This window comes from Gluconobacter sp. (assembly GCF_047722525.1).
Lineage (GTDB): Bacteria > Pseudomonadota > Alphaproteobacteria > Acetobacterales > Acetobacteraceae > Gluconobacter.
Window position 1 is genome coordinate 133,626 of sequence record NZ_JBDNYY010000006.1, and the last position, 21,692, is coordinate 155,317.

Genomic DNA, 21,692 nt, shown 5'->3' on the forward strand with positions numbered 1-21,692 from the left:
CAGCGGCCATAACAGAATGCGATTCTGGATGTTCAGACCCGTTCAACCTCGGCCACGAAGATGTAACCCAGACCGCGCACGGTGCGGATCAACTGATCCGCGTCCGAACCCAGCTTGCGGCGCAGGCGGCTGACGAGAACGTCGATGCTGCGGTCCGACACATCGCCCAGACGGGTCCGTGACAGTTCCAGAAGCCGGTCACGGGCGATGACCCGTTGCGGGTTATCCAGAAAGCTGGTCAGCAGATCGTGTTCGGCGCCGGAAATATCGACGGTGGCCCCGGACGGGTCCGTCAGTTCGCGGCGGCGCAGGTCGAGCGTCCAGCCCGCGAAACGCAGCGTCTCGCGACGCACACGCTCCTGCGGGGCACCGGTGGCGATTCCGCGGCGGAGCACCGCACGCACACGCGCCAGAAGTTCGCGCTGGCCGAAGGGCTTGGGAACGTAGTCGTCCGCGCCCGATTCGAGACCGTTCACGCGGTCGCGTTCCTCGCCACGGGCCGAGACCATGATGATCGGGACCTGGGCCGGCGGGGTTTCGTTCTCATGCGTGGCGCCCTGTCCGCTGCGCAGCGCGCGGCACAGTTCGATGCCGCTTTTGCCCGGCAGCATGATGTCCATGATGATGAGATCGACGGGGGCCACCTCAAGCGCAGCCCACATCTCGTCCCCACAGGCGACGCCACGGGCACGGAAACCGCCGCCCTGAAGGGCACGGAGAATGAGGGTCCGCATGCCTGCGTCATCTTCGACGACGAGGATACGGGCGGGAAGATCGGGGTCGGAAAGATTTGGCACCATGTCTTTTCCATAGTCTCCACAGGGTTGGCATCACAAGCAACAAATCCTGACAACAACTGTTCCCGATACTTGAGCGCTCATGACGAAAACAGATTAGCATCGTACAGTACAACGCATCACGGCCATGCCCGTTCTGCTGGCCCGTTTCATGCGTTGTGTTGGAGTCGCCAATGTCACGAGTTTCACCCGGCGTCGTCAGTGGCGCCAGTTATACGGCCCTGATCAGGGCCTGCCATGAAGGAAAATATGCCCTCCCCGCTATCAATGTCGTCGGCACCGACAGCGTCAACGCAGTTCTGGAAGCCGCTGCCAGCAACGGATCGGACGTCGTCATCCAGGTCTCCAACGGTGGCGCGCGTTTTTATGCCGGTGAAGGCCTGCCGGATGCCCACCGCGCCCGCGTCCTTGGTGCGGCCTCGATGGCGCGTCATGTCCATCTTCTGGCGAAGGAATACGGCATCGCCGTCATCCTCCATACCGATCACGCCGACCGCAAGCTGATCCCCTGGCTCGACGACCTCATCACGATGAGCGAGGACGAGTTCAGGACAACCGGAAAACCGCTGTTCACGTCCCACATGCTCGACCTCTCCACGGAACCGCTGGAAGAGAACCTTGCGACTTCGGCCTCAATGCTGAAGCGTCTGGCGCCTCTGGGCATGGGTCTGGAAATCGAACTGGGCGTGACGGGCGGCGAGGAGGACGGCATCGGCCATGACCTCGAAGAGGGTGCGGACAACGCACATCTCTACACGCAGCCCGAGGACGTCCTGAAGGCGTGGAACCTGCTCTCCCCGATCGGAACCGTGTCGATCGCCGCGTCTTTCGGCAATGTGCATGGCGTCTACAAGCCGGGCAATGTGCAGCTTCGCCCCGAAATCCTGAAAAACTCGCAGGATGCCGTGCAGAAAGCGACGCAGAGCGGTCCCAAGCCGCTGCCGCTGGTGTTCCATGGCGGGTCAGGCTCGACGCTCGCGGAAATCGACGCTGCCGTGTCCTACGGCGTGTTCAAGATGAACCTCGACACTGATATCCAGTTCGCTTTTGCCCAAGGTGTGGGCAGCTACGTTCTGGAACATCCGGTGGCCTTCCAGCACCAGATCGATCCCGGCACCGACAAGCCGATGAAGTCCCTCTACGATCCTCGCAAATGGCTGCGCGTGGGGGAGAAATCCATCGTCGAACGGCTGGATGAGGCCTTCGAGATCCTGGGCTCCAAGGGCCGGTCCATCGCCCGCAAATCCTGACGGGACCGGCGTTCAGGAGGCTCCGGCCTCCTGAACGGGTTTGCCGGATTTCAGGGGCCGGGGGTGGCGGAGGCGAGCTGTGCCTTGGCCACGTCCCGGCTGTCGGGAAGTGCATCCTCCCAACCGCCGCCGAGCGCGTTGTAAAGGCGCGTCAGGTTGGTCGCCAGCGTGGCGTCGCTGCTGGCGAGGTCAAGCTGGGCGGACTGGAGCTGCGCCTGCGCGTTCAGGACGTTCAGGTAGTTCGTCAGGCCGCTGCTGTACTGGCTCTGGGCCAGTATGAGCGCCTTGCCGTTGTCGTTGACGGCGTTCTGTAGCCCCTGACGGTGCAGTTGCTCGTCACGATAGGCGATCAGCGCGTTGTCCACGTCATGCCAGGCCTTGATGACCGTCTGCTGATAGGAAATCGCCGCCGCCTTCTGCGCGTATTTCTTCAGTTCGAGCTGACCGTACAGACGGCCGCCCTGGAAGATCGGCAGGGAGATGGACGGACCGACGTTCCAGGCGCGCGCGTTCCAGAAGCCCAGATCGCGGAAAGACAGGGTCTGAAAGCCGAAATCGGCGTTGATCGTGACCTTCGGATAGAAATCCGCCGTGGCTTCGCCCACTTCGGCGACCGACCCGCGCAGACGGGCTTCGGCCTCACGGATGTCCGGACGGCGATGGGCCAGCTCGGACGGGAGACCCACTGGCACGACCGGCGGAACGACCGGCACGCCGGCGTTCTTTTCCAGCTCGGTGTTCAGGCTTTCCGGGGGCGCACCGAGAAGCAGGGCGAGTGCGTTCTCTTCCTGCGCGACGGCCTGTTCGAGCTGCGCTTCCTGACCCTGCGTGTCATGCAGCCGGGCCTGTGCGGAATCCACGTCCAGCTCCGTCACCAGCCCCCCGCGATAGCGCTCCTGCGCAATGGCGGCAATCTGGGTGAGGATCTGGATGTTGTCGCGCAGGATCTTCAGGCGCTGCTGATCTCCGCGCAGGCTCATATAGCCATGCGCCATGTCGGCCTGCTGCGCGATGAGGACGGAGCGACGCTCTTCATCTGTCGCCTGAAGGTCGGCCTTGGCGGCATCGTACTGATGCGCCACACGGCCCCACAGATCGACTTCGTAGGTGGCGTCGATCGCGCTGCGCCACTGGTTCAGCAGTGGGATGTTGGCGCCACCGGCGGCATCCTGAAGCATCGGTCCGACCGTACTGCCGATCGAGCCACCCTCGGACTTCGCAATGCCGCCCGCAACGTGGCCGATGATTTCCTGCAACTGCTTGGTGCTGTACTGGCTGCGCTGGTACGAACCCGAGGCACTCAGGGCCGGAAAGCGCTCGGCACCCGCCATGATAAGCTGTGCGCGGCTCTGCGCGAGATTGGCGGTTGCGAGGCGGAAGGACAGGTTCTGGTTGACCAGACGGTCTTCCAGCGACGTCAGCTCGGGATCGTGGAAGACCTGCCACCAGTGACTGTCGGCCTTCATTTCGCTGACGATGCTGTCAGGCGCGCCGGCCGTATGGTCGGTGTAATGGGCCGGCGACCAGGGCTTGGGCGCATGGTATACAGGCCCCACCATGAGGCAGCCGGACAGGGTGAACAGGGCGCAGCCGCAAAGCAGCGCGCGGGAAGTGAAGGCTGCGCTCACAAAGAAACTCCTGAGGCGGAAATGATCTTGCGGTGACCGACCGGTTCGGTCAGCATGTCAGGAACTCGACCTGACGGACAGAAGGACCTTTCGCTCACATGACGGGCATCATGGACGACGGTGGCGCGGGCACTCCCGACGGGGCCGGCATCACCGATCCTGCGGGATGCGCCAAGCGCGAGCAGATCCTCAAGGGCGCCGGAACCGTCTTTCTGGCGAACGGGTACGAAGGGGCGTCCATGTCCCAGATTGCGCAGATGGCGGGCGTATCCAAGGGGACGCTCTACAACCATTTCGATGGCAAGGCGTCCCTGTTTTCCGCGTTCTTTGAAGAACAGGCCCGCTGCCGCCTCGCCCCGATCGAGGCGCTTTCGCGCAGCGACGGACAGTCCGTCCGCGTGACGCTGGTGCGGTTCGCGGAAATGACCGTTCATCTGCTTGTGTCGCCCGTGGCGCTCGGGCTGTATCGCATCATTGTCGGCGAGGTCGATAAATTCCCCAATCTGGCCGACACGTTCTGGCGCTACGGCTTCGACCGCACACTGCGCAACCTGACGGAATACCTGACGCGCAGCGTGGCCCGCGGGGAGCTGGACATCGCCGATCCGCGCCTGTCGGCCGAGCAGTTCATGCTCATGTGCCAGGCCCGCATCGTGCAGCGCCGGCGGTTCGGGATGCCGGTCGATGACAGCGACGCCGCGATCGCGGCGTTCGCCGCCTTCACCGCCGACAGCTTCCTGAAGATCTACGAACCGCGCCATCAGTGACCGCCGCCCGAGGCCTGAGCCTCCTTCTTGCCGTTCGGTGACAGCAGGAAGCACAGGGGCACGACGAACAGCGCGATCACGCCGATCCAGTCGAACACCTCGTTATAGGCCAGCATGGAGACCTGCGAGGTAAAATCCTGGAAAAGCCGGTACATGGCAAAGCTGTGGGCCTGCGCGGCGGGCATTCCATGGGCCTGGGCGACCTGCTGCGCGTTGGCGATATAGGCGTTGAACTCCGGGTTCGCCGGGGTCATGTGGTCCGTGACGTAGTTCTGATGACGCTGCCGGGTTTCAATGATGGCCGCCGTGGCGAGCGAAATCGCCAGAGAGCCGATATAGTTCCGCGCCATCGAAAACAGCGCCGACGCATCGGAATTCAGTTCACGCGGCAAGGTCGAATACGCGATCGTCGAGATCGGCACGAACAGGAAGGCCAGCGAGGCCGTCTGACTGATGCGGTAGAACATCAGATGCCTGAAATCGGTCCCGGCATAGAGGTTCGAGGCCTGGAACATGGCCATGCCCATGGCGAAGAACCCGAACGCGATGATGTAGCGCATCTGGATGAACGTCATCAGCCGTCCCACGATCGGGATCAGACAGATCACCGCCACGCCGCCGGGTGCGAGCAGCAGACCGGAATTGGTCGCAGTATAACCAAGCACCTGCTGGGCGAACTGCGGGACGACGATGGCGGAAGCATAGAGCGTGGCGCCGACCATCGAGATCAGCAGCATGCCTGTCGCGAAGTTGCGGTCCTTGAGAACGGACAGGCGAACCAGCGGGTTCTTCGCGTAGCACAACCAGACGATCGCCCCGATGACGCCGATCACGCCAAGCACCGCCATGGTAATGATGAAGGGCGAGCCGAACCAGTCGTCATCCTCGCCACGGTCGCACATGACCTCGAGGCAACCAAGGCCCAGCGTGATCAGACTGATGCCGATCACGTCCACCTTCTCGCGCTTCTTGCGCTCCCAGGGTGGATCCTCGACGAAGGCTGTCACGGCCATGACCGTAATGATGCCGAAGGGCACGTTGACGAAGAAGATCCAGCGCCAGGAGAAATTGTCCGTCAGGTAGCCGCCCAGCATCGGACCCAGAACCGGGCCGACAATGGTGGCGATGGCGGTCAGGCCAAACGCCGCGCCGCGCTTTTCGGGCGGGAACGTGTCCAGGATGATGGACTGCTGGCTCGGTTGGAGGCCGCCGCCGAAGAAGCCCTGCATGAGCCGGAACACCACCAGCATCGGCAACGACGTCGCCAGTCCACACAAAAAGGACGAGACGGTAAACATCGTGATGCAGATCAGGAAGTAGCGCTTGCGGCCGAACAGCCGCGAGAGCCAGCCTGAAATCGTCAGGACGATTCCGTTCGCCACCAGATAGGACGTCAGCGCCCAGGTGGCGTCATCATACGAACTGCCGAGCGATCCCGCGATATGCGGCAGCGCCACGTTGACGATGGTGGTGTCCAGCACCTCCATGAAAGCCGCCAGCGTGACCGTGACGGCCACAAGCCACGGATTGTGACTGGGTTTCCAGTCCTGATGCCCGGCAGTATCGCTCATTTCACATAAACCGTCGGCACGACAGACAGGCCAAGGGCCAGCGGAAGGTTCGGATCAAGGCCGCTGTCCACCACGATCTTGACCGGGATGCGCTGCACCGTCTTCACGAAATTGCCGGTCGCGTTCTCGGGGGGGAAGGCGCTGAAGGATTCACCCGAACCAAGCTGGATGGAGTCCACATGGCCATGCAGTTCGAGCTGCGGATAGGCATCGACCTCGATGTCCACCTTCTGGCCCGGACGCATGTGGGTGAGCTGCGTTTCCTTGTAGTTCGCCACGACCCAGACTTCCGGTTCGACGATGGAGAACATCTGCTGGCCGGTCTGCACGAAATTGCCGCGCTCGACGTTACGCTGGGAAATCCAGCCGTCATGCGGCGCGCGCACTTCCGTCCATTCGAGGTTCAGCCGGGCCTGCGTCAGATCCGCGTTGGCGGAAGCGAGAGCAGCCTGTTCCTGCACGACGCGGGCATCGGCATTGGCCACGTTTTCCTTGACCGGCTCGGCCTGCGTCAACTGACCCTGGGCCTGAAGGACGCGGGCTTTCGCCTGATCCAGCGCGGCGCGGGCATAGTCGATGTCCTGCTGCGACGTTGCGGCACGGGCCACCGACCGCTGACGGCGGTAATCGGCCTCGGCCTTGACGAGCTGCGCCTGTGCCGCGGCCAGATTGCCCTGCGCGGTGACGAGCTGTCCCGGGAAGTTCTTGTGCGCCACGGCCAGCATCAACTGATAGGCGTCGATATTGGCTTTCGCCTGCGACACGGCGGCTTCGGCCTTGTTCAGCGACGCCGCGTAGTCCCGGCTGTCGATCCGCACGAGCAGGTCGCCCGTGTGGACGAACTGGTTGTCGTTCACCAGAAGCTGCGTGACATAACCGTTGACGTGGGGCGCAATGGCGATCTTGCGACCGGCCGTGTAGGCGTCATCCGTCTCGATGTTGTTGCGGGTCAGGAAAAGATAGGCCCCGATACCCACGAGAACCAGAACCACCAGCAGGATCAGCGCGACCCGGACAAGGGGATGACGCTTTTTCTGCGGCTTTCCGTTCTTGTCGGATGTCGTGTCATCCTGCGCGTGCTCGGCCTGATCGCCTTGCGCCATAATGTTTGTCTCGCTTTGAAAACAGGTCTGTCAGATCGTGACCGGATATGCTGTGCGGGGTCTGGAAACCCTCTACTGACCGATCGGTTCGGTCATCCATGACATATCGTCTCACGGGCTTCAAGCAGCAAAAAACTGATCCGTTTCCATTTCCTCCCTGCGCGTCGATCCCTCACTCTTCCCGCGGATCCAGAAAGGAGCGAAGCCGGAAAAGGCCCTCGACGAAGTGTTGCCGCTCGATATCGCGCCGTGGCCCCTCCTCCAGCCGCAGCAGCCAGGACGGATGGGCAAGGGCCAGACGCTGGACCGCGTTCTCTCCCGCCCCCACCGTCCATGACGTCCCCCGCACGTCCGCCATTGCCAGACCCGGACCATCCAGTGCCTTGAGCGCCGTGGCCCCCAGCGAGACGATGAGTTTCGGGCGAACCAGTGCGATTTCCTGTTCCAGCCAGGGACGGCAGGCCACGACATGCCCTCCATCCGGGGCCTGGTGGATGCGGCGGCGCCCCTGAAGGCGGAACCGGAAATGCTTGACGGCATTCGTCAGATACAGCGCGGTACGGTCCACGCCAGCCTCTTCGAGAGCCCCGTGCAGAAGCTGTCCGGCCGGACCGACGAAAGGCCGTCCCGCCAGATCCTCCTGATCCCCCGGCTGTTCGCCGACCACCATGATGCGCGCCGTCGCAGGCCCTTCCCCGACGACCGCCTGCGTGGCCGGACAGTGCAGCGGACAGGCGGTGCAGTTCCGGATCTGAACGGCCAGCCCCTCAAGTGTCTCCGGCAGGTCCGGCAGCGGTTGGACCGGAAGCTGCTCACGGGCCCTCAGCCGTTCATGAAAGGCGGGGGCGGGCCGGAGGTCCTGCTCCGCCATTTTCCGGACCCGCGCTTCCGCCCCGGAAACGAGCTGTGGGATCAGGCGGGTTTCGGGCAGGTTCTTCCAGTAACGCCCCGGCATTTCCCGGCGCATGGCTTTCGTGCGGACACGGGCGGGATTGAAGGTCGAGGCATAATACGTGTTCCACAACTCCCCGAACCCATCGTCCAGTTCCGGCCGCTCGCAGGGTTCCGTCCCGCAGACCAACTCTTTCCCGTCCCAGCGGATTGAGCCGCGCGGGGTAAGGATCATCCAGTCCATATCCGTGAAGCGCCTGGCGAAGAACGGGGCGATGCGTTCGAGGATATGATGTTCGGGTTCGAACCATGCGAGAAAGTGCCGCCGTCCGCCGTGCTGCCCCTCGTCGTGCTGACCGGGTTCTTCCCGGAAACGGACGAAGGACGCCATCTTGTGGCAGTCCTCCCGGTTCTGCCGCACCATGATGCGCGCCTTTGCGATATCGGCATCTGTCGCCACCTCCAGCAGATGCGGATTACCCTGCACGCGCCAGGCGATCCGGTAGGCGAGCGCGAACCGGGCGGGATCGGAATGGCACAGCATATCCCGCAGGAGCGCGATGCAGGACGCGCGCAATGTCACGGTCTTTACAACAGGAATGGCCGTCAGCGCCTCCAGTCCGTCACCCACAGGGGCAAGCTGCCCGAAAAGATCCGTCTCGCCACCCCGGATGCGCCAGTCGATGGCTTCAGGCGGGATGGCGCGCTGCAATGCCCCACGGGCCATCTCCCGCCAAGGCTCGAACGCGGCACTGTCCTCAAGCGTCAGCACATAGCGCGTCACAGAAGGCTCATCTGCCGGGGCGCAGGGCTGAACAGGCTCCGCAGATCGTGCCGGTCCGTGAGACGCGCAGGACTCCAGCCCGGCGTCTGCACAAAGGGCCGGACCTTGCGGATGGACACGTTCAGCCGCGCCAGATCCTCCAGCCGCACCGCCTGATGCCGCCGCGCCCTGAGAATGGCGGCGACGGCCTTCACCCCCAGCCCCGGCACCCGCAGCAGCATTTCCTTTGGCGCCCGGTTCAGGTCGAGCGGGAACAGCGCCCGGTTGTCCAGCGCCCAGGCCAGCTTGGGGTCCAGCTCCAGATCGAGCATCCCGTCCGCGCGGCCAGCCGTCAGTTCTCCGAAAGCGAACCCGTAAAACCGGAACAGCCAGTCCGCCTGATAGAGCCGGTGCTCACGCTGAAGGGGCGGACTTTTCGCGGGGAGCAGGGCGGAAGCGTCCGGAATGGGGCTGAAGGCCGAATAATAAACCCGCCGCAGCCCGTAGGAGCCATAAAGATTGGCGCTGCTGGCCAGAATGTCCTGATCGGACGCCGCATCCGCCCCCACGATCATCTGCGTGCTCTGTCCGCCCGGCGAAAACCGCTCGGCCCGGCGCCCGGTATGGCTGCGCTCCTTGCCCGCGTCGATCTTCAGGCGCATTTCGCCCATCGCCTGCCGAATACCCCCCGCTTTTTTCTGTGGGGCGTACTGCTCCAGCCCGGCGACGGTCGGCATTTCCACATTGATCGAGAGCCGGTCCGCATAGCGCCCCGCTTCTTCCAGCAGACGCGGGGACGCATCGGGAATAGTCTTGAGATGGATGTACCCCCGGAAGCCATGCTTCAGCCGCAGGTCCCGCGCCACCTGCACAAGCTGCTCCATCGTGTGATCCGAGGAGCGGATGATGCCCGAGGACAGGAACAGACCCTCGATGCAGTTGCGCCGGTAGAACTCCAGCGTCAGCCATACAACCTCCTCGGGCGTGAAGCGCGCGCGTTCCACGTTCGAGGACGAACGGTTGATGCAGTAGGCACAGTCATAGACGCAGAAATTGGTCAGCAGGATCTTGAGCAGCGACACGCAGCGCCCGTCCGGCGTGAAGGCATGGCAGATCCCGTTTCCCGTCGTGGAGCCCAGGCCGCCGCTCTTTGACGAGTCCCGGCGCCCCGAGCCACTCGACGCGCAGGACGCATCGTATTTGGCGGCATCGGACAGAATCGCCAGGCGCTGGGAGAGGGATTTCTTCATGACGTGTTCTTATTTCGTTCCAAAGTATGGAGCGCAAGAGAAAACGTGAAATTAACCTGTTGTTTTCCGGTTTTCCGTTATTTCCGCCGGGCTTTTTTTAACGGTGCGGATTCAGCTTCCGTTAACCACTCCCCCCTATCCTGAGGGTGCAAACCTGCACCGACGGAGAACAGATTCAATGTCATTGTCAATCAATACGAACACTGCGGCAATGGCCGCACTCCAGAGCCTCAATCAGACGACGGCTGACCTGAACAAGACCGAAAACACGGTCTCCACGGGCAAGTCCGTCAACACGGCCTCTGACAATCCCGCAATGTACTCCATTGCCCAGAACATGACCGCCCAGATCTCGACGCTGTCGGGCGTTTCCACGGGCCTTCAGTTCTCCGCTCAGGTGCTGAACACCGCAACGCAGGGCCTGTCGAGCATCTCGGCTTCCCTGCAGTCGCTCGCGACCACGATCGGCACGAACACGACGGGCGTCGACAACTCGACCCTGAACGATGCCATTACCAAGACGCTGTCCGCCATCGACTCCGCCGCGACCGGCGCGAAGTTCCAGGGCGTGAACCTGCTGTCCGGCCAGACGGGCAACGGTACGACCTACACGACCCTGTCCACCGCCATGGACTCCCAGGGCACGATGTTCACGCAGAACGGCTTCAACGTGACGTCCGCCGGCCTCGGCCTGAAGAACCTGAGCATGGACACGGCAGGCATGGACATTGCTCTGGGAAGCACGGATTATACCGGTTCCCAGTCTCTCAAACTGAGCAGCGTACCGGCGATTGCTGGGGGAACCACAGGAACGACCACGACTGCCGCGATGGGAACGGCAACAGACCCGCTGGTCAGCTACAACTTTGTCATGGATGAAGACGGCAAGAAGACGGATGCGCTATCGGCGCTGAACACTGCTTCTGGTGGAACATTCAGCTATGACGCCAGCGGCAAACTAACGGAAGCTGCATCTACCACCACCTCCACTACGGCTTCCGATGGCTCGGTGACGTTCTCACTGGCCAACGGCAAGAGCGTTGTTGCCTCCAAGGATGGAAACGGCAACGCCGTTTACACCGTTACGACGGGCACCGATTCGAACGGCAATGCGACCGCCAAAACCGTGATCTCCGACGTTGATCTCAGCGGTGCCACCGGCTCAGATACGGCAACGACGACCGGTTCTGCCAGCCAGAAGATGGTCAACAAGACCAATCTGCTCACGCAGGCCATGCAGTATCAGGGCTTTGCCGTAAGCCGCGATTCTGACAACCACCTGACGGTTGCTGGCAACAATCTCGACACATCAAGCGATGCCCTGACTGCTGCCAATGGGCTGAACTCCGCAGCCACCCCCACAGCCGTCACAGGCGCTGCCGTCGTCAGTACTGTTGTCCAGGCAGCGATTTCGAGCGTGACGCGTACGGCATCCACGATCGGTTATTCCAGCACGACGATCTCCAACCTGCAGACCACGACGTCCAGCCTGTCCGACGCCCTGACGACAGGCGTCGGTGCGCTGACGGACGCCGATCTGGCAGCGGCGAGCGCCAAGCTGACCTCGCTTCAGACGAAGCAGCAGCTTGCTGTTCAGTCCCTGTCGATTGCGAACTCGCAGTCTTCCACCCTGCTCAGCCTCTTCCGCGGCTGATCAGGTTTCTGGAGGGTACCGGTCTGTCCGGTACCCTCCAGGCCCAGACCCTGCTGCGGTCCCGGCCACGCGCGCGGGACTGCTTCAGAAGCCGTTACCCCATCCTGTAGCGGCTCCTGAAACAGTCTTTCCCGAAAGGAGTTTGCCTTCGTGACTTATGCATCCTCACAGTACCAGAAACAGTCCGGAAGCTACCTTTCCTCCCGGGAAGTCGAGGTCATGGCGTTCCGGCACGTCAATGCGCTACTGTCGCAGGCCAGCGATCATGAGAAAAAGGTGGCGGCTCTGGCAGCCAATCTGAAACTCTGGAGCCTTCTGTCCCTGAGCGTCGAGCGAGTCGACTGCCCGCTTCCGCCTGTTCTGCGTGATGATCTCATCAAGATCGGGTCATGGTCGATGCGGTATTCCAACGCCGCCTTCAATGCCCCGAAAGATCTGCAACCCCTCATCGATGTCAACAATGACATGATCGAAGGTCTGGCCTCCTCCGCACCTGTGCCTCAGGGCGTCGCACCCTCCATGCCCAGTGCCTATTCCACCCCTGCCGCAAGATCGTCGCTGGAACTTGTCGGCTGATATCCGGCGCGCCTGACCACCCCTCACGTCACCACTGCCTAAAAAGATGATTCAGGGCGCCGTCTCAGTCCGGCGCCCTTTTTTCGTGTTCCGCCGAACAGGACGTGCGAAGCATTCTGGTCCTCGCACGTCTCCGTCACATCAGGGCGTGATGGCAAGCCGGTTATCCGAGCGGTCGATATCCGGGATGACATGATCCGGGTCCAGTGTGACGGCTTTGAGGCCATCATGCGCTGGCAGGGAAACGACGATATCGCTGCTCTGGCGCCAGGCTTCCGTAGGGATGCGGAGTTCGTCCGATTTGCCATCCGCATACTCCGCCCGCAGAAGAACGGGAAGCGGAAGCGCCCCGTAATTGCGGACCTGCACGGTCGCGGACTTTCCGGCATCGTGATGCACCTCACCCAGCGCATAGTCGGGGGCGGCATTGGTGAAGTACCAGCCGCGCCAGAACCATCCCAGATCCTCGCCCGCTTCGCTGCTCATCAGGCGGAAGAAATCCGATGGCGACGGGTGTTTGAACGACCATTCGGAAATATAACGCCGGAAGGCCGCGTCGAACCGGACCGGGCCGAGGATCTGTTCGCGCAGGAGTTTCAGGCCATAGGCGCCTTTGAAATAGGTCACGCTGTGGCGGTATTTTTCGGACACGCTGTCTGCGGCCGTCATGAGCACGGGGGCATCCGGATCGGTCAGGACCGGGACGATGTCCTGTGCGGGATTGCCGGTCTTGGGAGCGAACTCGGAATCACGCTTGGGGGCAAACTCGCCATTGTTGAAATGGTCGGACGCATAGACGTCGATGAACGTATTGAAACCTTCGTCCATGAAGGCATTGCGACGTTCGTCCGTACCGACGATCATCGGGAACCAGCCGTGGCCCAGTTCATGCGTCGTGATCCAGAACAGTTCCGGGTCGCGGTCGCTCATACCGTCGAAGACGATACCCGGATATTCCATGCCCGCGCCATGTCCACCCAGATTGACGGCGTTCGGCCAGGGATATTCGAACCACTGTGACGAGAAATACTCGATGGCGTGTTTGACGTAATCCGTCGAACGGTCCCAGCCATGCGGCCCGATCCCTTCACGCGGATAGACCGACATCGCAAGCCGGGGCACGGCGTGATAGTTCGCCCAAGGCACGATCGGCGGCAGGTTGATCCGCGCGGCGTCCCAGACGAAAGCAGGTGAAGCCGTGAACGCCACGTCACGCGTGTTGCGCATGCCGTAATGCCAGGTAACTTCGCCGTTCTGCTTCAGATGGCTTTTCGGATCGGTAATGTCATCGAGCGTGCGGATCATGACGCGCGTGTCGCTCTGTGCCGCCTGCGCCAGACGGCTGCGCTCGACGGAGGTCAGGACCTGTTCGGGATTGAGCAGCGCGCCGGAACCGACCAGCGTGTAGTTCCACGGCACGGTGACGCTGTAATCGAAGCTGCCATATTCCAGAAAGAACTCCTGCCCCAGATAGGGCAGCGTATTCCAGCCACGGCGGTCATCATAGACGCTCAGCCGCGGATACCACTGCGCGACTTCATAGATGTCGCCCTCGCGTGTCGGCGTGACAGCCGTGCGGCCACCCCACGGACCGGGCAGCGTGTAGTGCCAGTCGATCTTCACGAAGGCCACGCCATGCGGGTCGATCGTACGGGGAAGCGTGAGCTGCATCCGCGTGTCGGAAATCAGGGGTGTGACGTCGACTTCACGCCCGCCCTGCACGACCGAAACATGCTCGATCACCATGCCGTCGGTGTGGTTGCCGGCCAGATTATGACTGCTGGCGACCGCTCCAATCGCAGAGCGCGTATCGGCCCGGTAAATGTTCTGGTCAAGCTGGAGCCACAGGACGTCCAGCGCCTCGGGGCTGTTGTTGCTGTAGGTCACGGTTTCGGAGCCGTGCAGGACGTGGGCCTGTGTGTCGATCCGCGAATGGATGACGTAATCCGTGCGGTTCTGCCAGTATTGCGGGCCCGGAAGACCCGACCCAGAGCGATAGGCGTTCGGGGCATCGGGGAGGGTCAGGGGAGCGAAGACGGCTGCGGGGTCAGCAAGTGTTTTTGCGGTGACGGTCGCGGGCAACAGGGCAGCGGGAACGAGCACGCCTCCCAGCAGAGGAAGCAGAAAAAGGCGCACAGACATCCGGGGCGGACCCTCCGTTTCGGTGGTTCGATGTTACCCCGTTATAATATCGTCAAGCGCTCCCAGATAGGATGCCAGGTCAACTTTCAGGGGCATCAGGTAGGCATTGTCGTTTTTCTCGCGGATGACGGTCAGCATCCGGCGTGCAAAAGCGATATTGCCTTCCAGCGTCCCATCGTAATCGCGCGGGAAGACCACATGGTTAACGCGCTCCCAGTAACGACGGGACCGGTCTCCCAGAACGGGCGAGATGCCCCAGAATACCGTGTCGTCGCGCAGCCAGTCCATGCAGCATTCGAGCATCGGAATGTCGAAAAGCGGCTGGGTAAAGAACCCGCAGGCCCCGGCGTCGCGCTTGCGGGCGATGTCCTCGAGTTCCTGATACGGCGCGCGGCGATAGGGGTCGAACACCGCATAGACCTTCAGATGGGGCGCTTCGCGGCGGTAGCGTTCGATGATCTGGGCGGACGTGTTGGGATAGACCTTCCAGTCGCTTCCGGCCGGAGGCGGATCGCCGGCGACCACAAGGATGGAGGTCAGTTCCGGACGGTCCGCACCCGGCAGCGGCGCGCCCGGTGCGATATCGACGGCGCGGATATGCGGGATAACCTCGAACCGCGCCTGTTTCGTAACCAGCGAGGCGGCGTCGTGGCTGCGCAGGTCAAAGCGCATCAGGTCCGGAACATTCAGCGTGCGGACCTGCGGCAGGACCTCGCGCACCGTCTGCACGTCAGCCAGCAGAGCTTCTATGGAGCGTGGAACCAGCTCGACCGAGACGCGGGTCATGAAGACACTTCCGCAACAGCCTGCGTCGCGCGGGCGGCCTGAAGCGTGTTGTGCAGCAGGCAGGCGATGGTCATGGGACCAACACCGCCCGGAACCGGCGTGATGTGACCGGCGATCGGGAGCGCCTCATCGAACGCCACGTCACCGACCAGACGGGTCTTGCCATTCTCGGCCGGAACACGGGTGATGCCGACATCGATCACGGTGGCGCCCGGCTTGATCCAGTCTCCACGAACCAGACCGCTCTTGCCGGTCGCCACGACCAGGATATCCGCTTCCCGGGCCAGTTCCTTCGTGTTGCGGGTATGGATATGGGCGACCGTCACCGTGCAGTTCTCCTTGAGCAGGAGCTGCGCCATCGGTTTGCCGACGAGGTTGGACGCACCGATCACCACGGCATGCTTGCCGGTCATGTCCTCGTGGACTGATTTGAGCAGCATCAGGCAGCCCAGCGGCGTGCAGGGCACGATCCCGTCAATCCCGAGCGACAGGCGTCCGGCATTGACCTCACCCAGACCGTCCACGTCCTTGTGCGGGGCAATGGCGTTCGTCACCACGACCGGGTCGATCTGCGCCGGGAGGGGAAGCTGCACAAGGATGCCGTGGATCTTCGGATTGGCGTTGAGCTGTGCGATCAGGTCCAGCAGTTCGGCCTGCGACGTGCTCTGCGGCAGCATGTGCATGAAGGAGCGCATGCCCACGCGATGGGTCTGGATCGCCTTGTTCTTCACATAGACTTCAGACGCCGGATCGTTGCCCACCAGAACGACGGCGAGACCGGGAATGGTGTTGCCCTGCTCCACGAATTTCGCCACTTCGCGGCCCACCTGATCGGTCAGGGCGCGGGCGATGCCCTTGCCGTCGATGATCCTGGATGCCAGTTCGGAAGACTTCTCGGGGGACATCGTGCTCATGGGCTCTCCGGATGACAACAGGCGGGCATTTCAGTTACGCTTGCGGGCAGGCCGTAACGGTCGCAGGAACTGAGGATGGTCTCGTGACCGACGAAATACGCAAGAACTTCGCCAGTGACAATGTTTCGCCCGCATGTCCAGCCGTCATGGATGCCATGATGCGCGCCAATGAGGGCTGCGTCGGGTCCTATGGCGACGATGCAATGAGCCGGGCACTGAACGCGCGGTTCGGCACGGTCTTCGAAGCGGAGGTCGCGGTTTTCCCGGTCGTGACGGGGACTGCGGCCAACAGTCTGTCGCTGTCCTCGCTTGTCGCCCCCTATGGCGCCGTCCTGTGTGACCAGAGCGCGCATATCAATAACGATGAAGGCGGCGCGCCCGAGTTCTTCATGCATGGGGCCAAGCTCGTGACGCTGCCCTCCGCCGATGGCCGCATGGAGCCCGAAGCCCTGCGGACGGGTCTGCGGGCCAATGCGCAGGGCGGGATTCTCAAGCCTCCCATTCAGGCGCTGTCCCTGACGCAGGCGACCGAATGGGGCACGGTCTATGCCCTGAAGGATCTGGCGGCGCTGTGCGGGATTGCCCATGAACACGACATTCCCGTGCATCTGGACGGCTCACGGCTGAGCAATGCCATCGCGCATCTGGGCTGCACGCCGGCCGAGGCTACATGGAAAGCCGGGGTGGATGTCCTGTCGTTCGGCGGCACGAAATGCGGGGCGCTGGCGGCGGAAGCGGTCGTGTTCTTCGTCAATGACCGCACCCGCCCGGCGCTGAAGGATTTCGAGCGGCGTATCAAGCGCAGCGGGCATCTGTGGTCCAAGGCACGGTTCCTGAGCGCGCAGCTTCTCGCACTGCTGGACGACGATCTGTGGCTGAAGAACAGCGCACATGCCAACGCCATGGCGCAGCGCATTGTCGAGGGGCTGCGCCGTCATGCGGGGGCACAGCTTCCGTTCGAGACGCAGGGCAACGAGGTGTTCGTCATCCTGCCTGACCGCCTCGTCGAGGAACTGGAAGCCGCGGGATACGCCTTCTATCGCTGGCCGACCCCTGAGGGTGTGTCCGGCAGACTGATCCGCCTTGTGACGAGCTTCTACACCCGCGAACAGGACGTCGATGCCCTTCTCGCCGAGACTGCCGCCTGAATGATCAGCCTGTTCGACCTGTTCAAGATCGGGATCGGTCCCTCCTCCTCCCATACCGTCGGTCCCATGCGGGCGGCGGCCCGGTTTGCGGACACTTTGCTTCATGCGCCGGACGTGGCCTGTCTGCGCGTTACGCTTTACGGCTCGCTGGCCTGGACGGCGCGCGGACATGCGACGGACCGGGCGGTGATCCTGGGACTGGCAGGGGAAAAACCCGACACGATGGACCCCATGCTGGCGGACAGCATCGTACAGTCCGTCACCGAGACGCATCTGATCCCGTTCAACGGTCATCCCACACCGTTCGATCCACAAACAGACATCGTTCTCGATACGACGACCATCCCGCCGGTCCATCCCAACACGCTCCAGTTCGAAGCGTTTGATGCGCAAGACCATCTGCTGGGTCATGCACGCTTCTGTTCGGTGGGCGGCGGGTTCATCGTCCATGAACAGGCGACCGAAACCGCGACCTATGCCCAGCCCGACATGCCGTATGACTTCACCAGCGGCGCGGAACTCCTGACCCGCACGCAGGAAACCGGGCTCGATATCGCGGGCGTAGTTCTGGCCAATGAGAGCGTGCTGCGGCCGCGTGCCGAGGTCGAGGCGTATCTCGACCGGATCGTGGCCGTGATGATGGACTGCGTAGAGGCCGGGCTGCACCGTTCGGGCACGCTGCCGGGTCGGCTAAACGTGCGTCGGCGGGCGGCGGCGCTGTATGAACGGCTTCAGGAACAGAGCCGCAGCAACCAGCCCTCCGCGCATGGGATCATGGACTGGATCAGCCTGTTCGCCATTGCCGTGAACGAGGAAAACGCCGCCGGAGGGCGCGTCGTCACGGCCCCTACCAATGGCGCCTCAGGCGTGATCCCGGCCGTGCTGCGCTATTACAGGGAGTTCTGCCCCGAATATTCACTCGACGGACAACGCCGGTTTTTGCTGACCGCCGCGGCCATTGGCGGGCTGTTCAAGCTCAATGCATCGATTTCAGGCGCGGAAGTCGGGTGTCAGGGCGAAGTCGGGGTGGCATCCTCGATGGCGGCGGCGGGGCTGGCGGCGGCTCTGGGGGCCACGCCGCTTCAGGTGGAGAACGCGGCCGAGATCGGCATGGAGCATCATCTGGGCATGACCTGCGACCCGGTGGCCGGACTGGTGCAGATTCCGTGCATCGAACGCAATGCGTTCGGCGCGATCAAGGCCATCAACGCGGCGTCCCTCGCCATGCACGGCGATGGTGCCCATCATGTGTCGCTCGATCAGGTCATCCGTACGATGGCCGAGACGGGGCGGGACATGAACCACCGCTACAAGGAAACGTCACTCGGCGGACTAGCCGTCAATTTTCCCGAGTGCTGAAGGATTTCACGCTACGGCCATAAACTGCGCGATGGCATCGGCAGCACGCTGCGACGCACCCAGCAGGGGCTCACCGAAAGTCTCGCGAAAGAGCTTTTCCTGCGCCGGGCGGTAGAACGCATGACGCTCCTGCGCGCGGGCGATGGCGGGCATCAGGTCGTCGGGATCCTCCACCACGTCTCCGAGCGTCCAGTGCAGGAAATGCGGCTCGTCCTGCCAGGGCAGCTTTCGCGGGTTGAGAAAAACGCAGGGGCGCGGGATGGCCAGGAACTCGTACACCTGACTGCTGACATCGCCGATATAGAGCGCGGCCTGGGACGTATAGGTCATATCCAGCATGGCGGACGATCCCGTATCGACCAGCACTTCCGTACTCCGCTGCCGTTTGAGCTGACGCTCCCGGATGCCGAAGCCCCTGTGGAAGGTCTTGATATGGGGAGCCACCACGAGGTTGTACTCACTCTGGGCCTTGAAGCCCCGGATCAGCGGCATCATCCAGCCTGAAGCCGAGGTCAGTTTGCGCTGGTAATGCGGATTGTACAGCGCAAAGGGACGTCCATTGCTGAACGAAATGGTCTTTTCCCGCTGCACGGCCTCGAACACGTCGAATTTCGGATAACCGACCACTCGTGTGGTCTCAGGTCGCAACAGGCCCCTGTCCTGAAAATAGCTCGCGATCTTCGGGCCGGAAACGAGCGTCAGATCGAATTCGCGAACAAGGTGCTCGTCATTGACGTAACGGTCCCCGGCGCCATGCATGAGCAGAATGAGCCTGGGGCCGGAGAGCCCCATCTCTTTGAGAACACCAGCCGTATATTCCGTCGCCACGACCGCATCGTACTGGTTCAGTTCGGAAATGTTTTCCCGCAGTACCAGAAGCCGCTCCTGATCGAGCCGCCTTGCACGCTTCAGAAGCCGGGCTTTCAGGGACTTTGGAAAAGCCTTCAGGGGAAGATCGGGGAGGTCCAGCGCACGGCGGATGCGCCTGAGATGCGCCACCGTTTCGGGAAAGCTGTAATACTCCACCACGTCATGACCGGGAATGGCGGCAAGAGCACTGGCAACAGACGCGACGTGGTAACACTGATAGGGTTCAGCGATATAAATAAAGGCAATTTTCATGACTGGTCTGTTGCGTCCTGCCTGAAAAACAGGCGTGTCACCTGTATTTTCCGAATGAGGGCCTTCAGGAGAAGACGGATCGCCGCGAGATCCCCGTCTGCAGAAATCCTGGCAACGATATGGATGAGGGATTCTTCATAATCCCTGCCCCCACCCTGTCAAGGATCTTCAGCCACCCTGACATTCCACTCCCGGCATGGACACTCCCGGGGCTTTGTGGTCAGTAAGCCCGCATGTCCGGCGAGCGCTCCGTTTTCAGATCCATTTTCAAAAATGTCAGCGTTCTCACACTGGGCCGTATCGCCAATGCGCTGTGCAGCTTCATCTATATCGCCGTGGCGGTCCGGGCGCTGGGACTGTCCGATTTCGGGCTGCTGATCCTGATCCACTCGCTGGCTTCGACCAGTTCGGTCCTGTCGAGAATGCAGTCCTGGCAGACGCTGATCCGCTTCGGCAGTGAGAGCTTCGGTAATGGGGATACGGACCTCCTGCACCGGGTGATCCATTTCTGCATCCGTCTCGATACGCTCTCGGCCGCGTTCGCCATCGTGTTCGGACTGGTGGGTGTGCAGATCTACGGACACACCGCGCACTGGTCCGCGCATGTGCGGTTTCTGGCGGATCTGTATGTGTTCGTCAGTCCGCTGATGTATTCAGGCTGGGCGAACGGCATCCTGCGGATGGCAGGCAAGTTTCATCTCGTCCCGATCATCGACAGTTGTGCTGCCCTCGCCAAAACATTCGGCGTTCTGCTGGGCTATGTGCTGCATCTCAAGCTCGGATATTTCCTGTTCGTCTGGGCGATGACGATCGTTATTGATTACGGATTTTACATCCATTACGCGCTGGATATCCTGCACCGGAAATTCCAGTTCCGGTATTTCCGGGCCTTCCGGCACTGGCGCTGGCAGCTTCCGGGCATGTGGCAGTTCACGCGCGCGGCCAGCGTCAACCAGACACTGGGCAACATCTCGGGCCATGTGGCGACACTGCTGGTCGGCAACGGACTGGGACCGGCGGAGGCAGCCGTGTTCCGCGTCTGCCGCCAGATCGCCGACGGGATCGTGACCCCCGCGCAGCTCATCTCACCCGTGCTCTATCCCGAACTGGTCCGGATGCGGGACCGGAAGGACTGGCGCGGCCTCAAGCGCGTGACCTGGAAAATGTTCGGCGTTTTGAGCGGACTATCCGTGCTGCTCCTGCTGCTATCAGCATTCTTCGGCTCGACGATCTTCCGCTTCCTGCTGCATGTCCATGTGCATCACACGTCGCTGTATATTTCCATCATGCTGCTGGCGGCAGTGTTCAGCCTGCTGGTCATTCCGCTGGAACCGCTGCTGATCGTGGTGGGGCATGTGAAGTTCCTCATGGCCAACCGTACGGCCGTCATGGCGGTCTATTTCCCCGCGCTTTATGTGCTGACGCGCCATTTCGGGCTGGCAGGGGCCTGTCTGTCCACAGCGGCCTGCAATGCGACGATCCTGCTCTCGCAGATGCTGGGCGTCTGGTTCTTTTACGACCGGATCGGCAAGGCGGAGCGCTGAACCCGGATCAGTGCAGAAGATGCGTGGCGTGAGAAGAGTGGTGGAACACGAGATATCCCGTCGCTGCGGCTTCTATGAAAACAAGCTCCAGAACGAGCAGGACCTTTTTGGGAGTTGAAAGCCCTCTGAAACGGGTCTTGATCTTCGCATCGTCTCCGGTTGCGGCCCAGGCAATGGCGGCGAACCAGCCTGCAAACGTGAAGGCAAATGCCAGGTTGACCACAAACGCCTCGCGCCAGTGAACCTTGCGGGTACAGAGCGCAATGATCGTTGGGAGAAAAGTCAGCGCCAGCAAAACGAATGCTCCGCCGACAAACTTCATGACAGTGATCAGATGCACGACAACACAGTCCCGGACAGGGTGAAAGCCCGACAGTATTTCGGATCCGATACGAAAACAAACATAAAAAAAGGCGGGAAGGTCTGA

Annotated in this window: 18 protein-coding genes; 7 read left to right on the forward strand and 11 right to left on the reverse strand. The window is 62.2% G+C overall.

Annotation, left to right across the window (positions count from 1 at the left end; all coding sequences use genetic code 11):
- Positions 1 to 32 precede the first annotated feature (32 nt).
- Positions 33 to 800, reverse strand: coding sequence for a response regulator (locus ABF859_RS07765; RefSeq protein WP_041111363.1), 768 nt, complete (start codon positions 798 to 800; stop codon positions 33 to 35).
- Between the two features lie 170 nt (positions 801 to 970).
- Between ABF859_RS07765 and fbaA the strand changes: the two genes are divergently transcribed.
- Entirely contained in the window at positions 971 to 2,047 is a 1,077-nt protein-coding gene (gene fbaA / locus ABF859_RS07770) for a class II fructose-bisphosphate aldolase (protein ID WP_415527197.1), read from the forward strand.
- A 50-nt stretch (positions 2,048 to 2,097) separates the two neighbouring features.
- Here the strand turns inward: fbaA and ABF859_RS07775 are convergent, their stop codons facing one another.
- Positions 2,098 to 3,675 (reverse strand): efflux transporter outer membrane subunit, encoded by a 1,578-nt coding sequence (locus ABF859_RS07775; protein ID WP_415527198.1) that lies wholly within the window; start codon positions 3,673 to 3,675, stop codon positions 2,098 to 2,100.
- 98 nt (positions 3,676 to 3,773) lie between these two features.
- Here ABF859_RS07775 and ABF859_RS07780 point away from each other — a divergent pair, with 98 nt between their 5' ends.
- Positions 3,774 to 4,442, forward strand: a complete 669-nt coding sequence (locus ABF859_RS07780) for a TetR/AcrR family transcriptional regulator C-terminal domain-containing protein (protein WP_415527199.1) — start codon at positions 3,774 to 3,776, stop codon at positions 4,440 to 4,442.
- On the opposite strand, the gene ABF859_RS07785 is transcribed toward ABF859_RS07780, so the two are convergent.
- From ABF859_RS07785 to ABF859_RS07800, 4 genes are all read right to left on the reverse strand, one after another.
- Positions 4,436 to 6,013 (reverse strand): DHA2 family efflux MFS transporter permease subunit, encoded by a 1,578-nt coding sequence (locus tag ABF859_RS07785; RefSeq protein ID WP_415527200.1) that lies wholly within the window; start codon positions 6,011 to 6,013, stop codon positions 4,436 to 4,438. The genes ABF859_RS07780 and ABF859_RS07785 overlap by 7 nt on opposite strands.
- Complete coding sequence (locus ABF859_RS07790; RefSeq protein ID WP_415527201.1) at positions 6,010 to 7,116, reverse strand: HlyD family secretion protein; 1,107 nt, start codon at positions 7,114 to 7,116, stop codon at positions 6,010 to 6,012. The genes ABF859_RS07785 and ABF859_RS07790 overlap by 4 nt, the downstream gene beginning before the upstream one ends.
- Before the next feature lie 172 nt (positions 7,117 to 7,288).
- Positions 7,289 to 8,791, reverse strand: a complete 1,503-nt coding sequence (locus tag ABF859_RS07795) for a UdgX family uracil-DNA binding protein (RefSeq protein WP_415527202.1) — start codon at positions 8,789 to 8,791, stop codon at positions 7,289 to 7,291.
- On the reverse strand, positions 8,788 to 10,020 hold the full coding sequence (locus ABF859_RS07800; RefSeq protein ID WP_415527203.1) for a putative DNA modification/repair radical SAM protein: 1,233 nt from the start codon (positions 10,018 to 10,020) through the stop codon (positions 8,788 to 8,790). Before ABF859_RS07800 ends, ABF859_RS07795 begins: the two co-directional genes overlap by 4 nt.
- A 178-nt stretch (positions 10,021 to 10,198) precedes the next feature.
- Here ABF859_RS07800 and ABF859_RS07805 point away from each other — a divergent pair, with 178 nt between their 5' ends.
- Positions 10,199 to 11,674 (forward strand): flagellin, encoded by a 1,476-nt coding sequence (locus tag ABF859_RS07805; RefSeq protein ID WP_415527204.1) that lies wholly within the window; start codon positions 10,199 to 10,201, stop codon positions 11,672 to 11,674.
- Between the two features lie 150 nt (positions 11,675 to 11,824).
- Positions 11,825 to 12,250 carry a flagellar biosynthesis regulator FlaF gene (locus ABF859_RS07810; RefSeq protein ID WP_415527205.1) on the forward strand — a complete coding sequence of 142 codons (426 nt, stop codon included), beginning with the start codon at positions 11,825 to 11,827 and terminating at the stop codon, positions 12,248 to 12,250.
- A gap of 141 nt (positions 12,251 to 12,391) precedes the next feature.
- Here ABF859_RS07810 and ABF859_RS07815 read toward each other — a convergent pair whose 3' ends face one another.
- Genes ABF859_RS07815 through folD form a run of 3 tightly spaced genes read right to left on the reverse strand, consistent with a single transcriptional unit; the run spans position 12,392 to position 16,092 of the window.
- Positions 12,392 to 14,392, reverse strand: a complete 2,001-nt coding sequence (locus ABF859_RS07815; RefSeq protein WP_415527206.1) for a M1 family metallopeptidase — start codon at positions 14,390 to 14,392, stop codon at positions 12,392 to 12,394.
- A 33-nt stretch (positions 14,393 to 14,425) separates the two neighbouring features.
- Positions 14,426 to 15,178 carry a methylenetetrahydrofolate reductase gene (locus ABF859_RS07820; protein ID WP_415527207.1) on the reverse strand — a complete coding sequence of 251 codons (753 nt, stop codon included), beginning with the start codon at positions 15,176 to 15,178 and terminating at the stop codon, positions 14,426 to 14,428.
- Complete coding sequence (folD, locus tag ABF859_RS07825; protein ID WP_415527208.1) at positions 15,175 to 16,092, reverse strand: bifunctional methylenetetrahydrofolate dehydrogenase/methenyltetrahydrofolate cyclohydrolase FolD; 918 nt, start codon at positions 16,090 to 16,092, stop codon at positions 15,175 to 15,177. The genes ABF859_RS07820 and folD overlap by 4 nt, the downstream gene beginning before the upstream one ends.
- A gap of 83 nt (positions 16,093 to 16,175) precedes the next feature.
- Between folD and ABF859_RS07830 the strand changes: the two genes are divergently transcribed.
- Both ABF859_RS07830 and ABF859_RS07835 read left to right on the forward strand, forming a co-directional pair.
- Complete coding sequence (locus ABF859_RS07830) at positions 16,176 to 17,240, forward strand: threonine aldolase family protein (RefSeq protein ID WP_415527209.1); 1,065 nt, start codon at positions 16,176 to 16,178, stop codon at positions 17,238 to 17,240.
- Positions 17,241 to 18,599 (forward strand): L-serine ammonia-lyase, encoded by a 1,359-nt coding sequence (locus tag ABF859_RS07835; RefSeq protein WP_415527210.1) that lies wholly within the window; start codon positions 17,241 to 17,243, stop codon positions 18,597 to 18,599.
- 6 nt (positions 18,600 to 18,605) lie between these two features.
- Here ABF859_RS07835 and ABF859_RS07840 read toward each other — a convergent pair whose 3' ends face one another.
- The gene (locus ABF859_RS07840) at positions 18,606 to 19,721 is read right to left on the reverse strand and encodes a CDP-glycerol glycerophosphotransferase family protein (protein WP_415527211.1); all 1,116 of its coding nucleotides are present in this window, start codon (positions 19,719 to 19,721) and stop codon (positions 18,606 to 18,608) included.
- A gap of 233 nt (positions 19,722 to 19,954) precedes the next feature.
- Between ABF859_RS07840 and ABF859_RS07845 the strand changes: the two genes are divergently transcribed.
- On the forward strand, positions 19,955 to 21,265 hold the full coding sequence (locus tag ABF859_RS07845; protein ID WP_415527212.1) for a lipopolysaccharide biosynthesis protein: 1,311 nt from the start codon (positions 19,955 to 19,957) through the stop codon (positions 21,263 to 21,265).
- A 7-nt stretch (positions 21,266 to 21,272) separates the two neighbouring features.
- Here ABF859_RS07845 and ABF859_RS07850 read toward each other — a convergent pair whose 3' ends face one another.
- On the reverse strand, positions 21,273 to 21,605 hold the full coding sequence (locus tag ABF859_RS07850; RefSeq protein WP_415527213.1) for a superinfection immunity protein: 333 nt from the start codon (positions 21,603 to 21,605) through the stop codon (positions 21,273 to 21,275).
- Between the last annotated feature and the right edge of the window lie 87 nt (positions 21,606 to 21,692).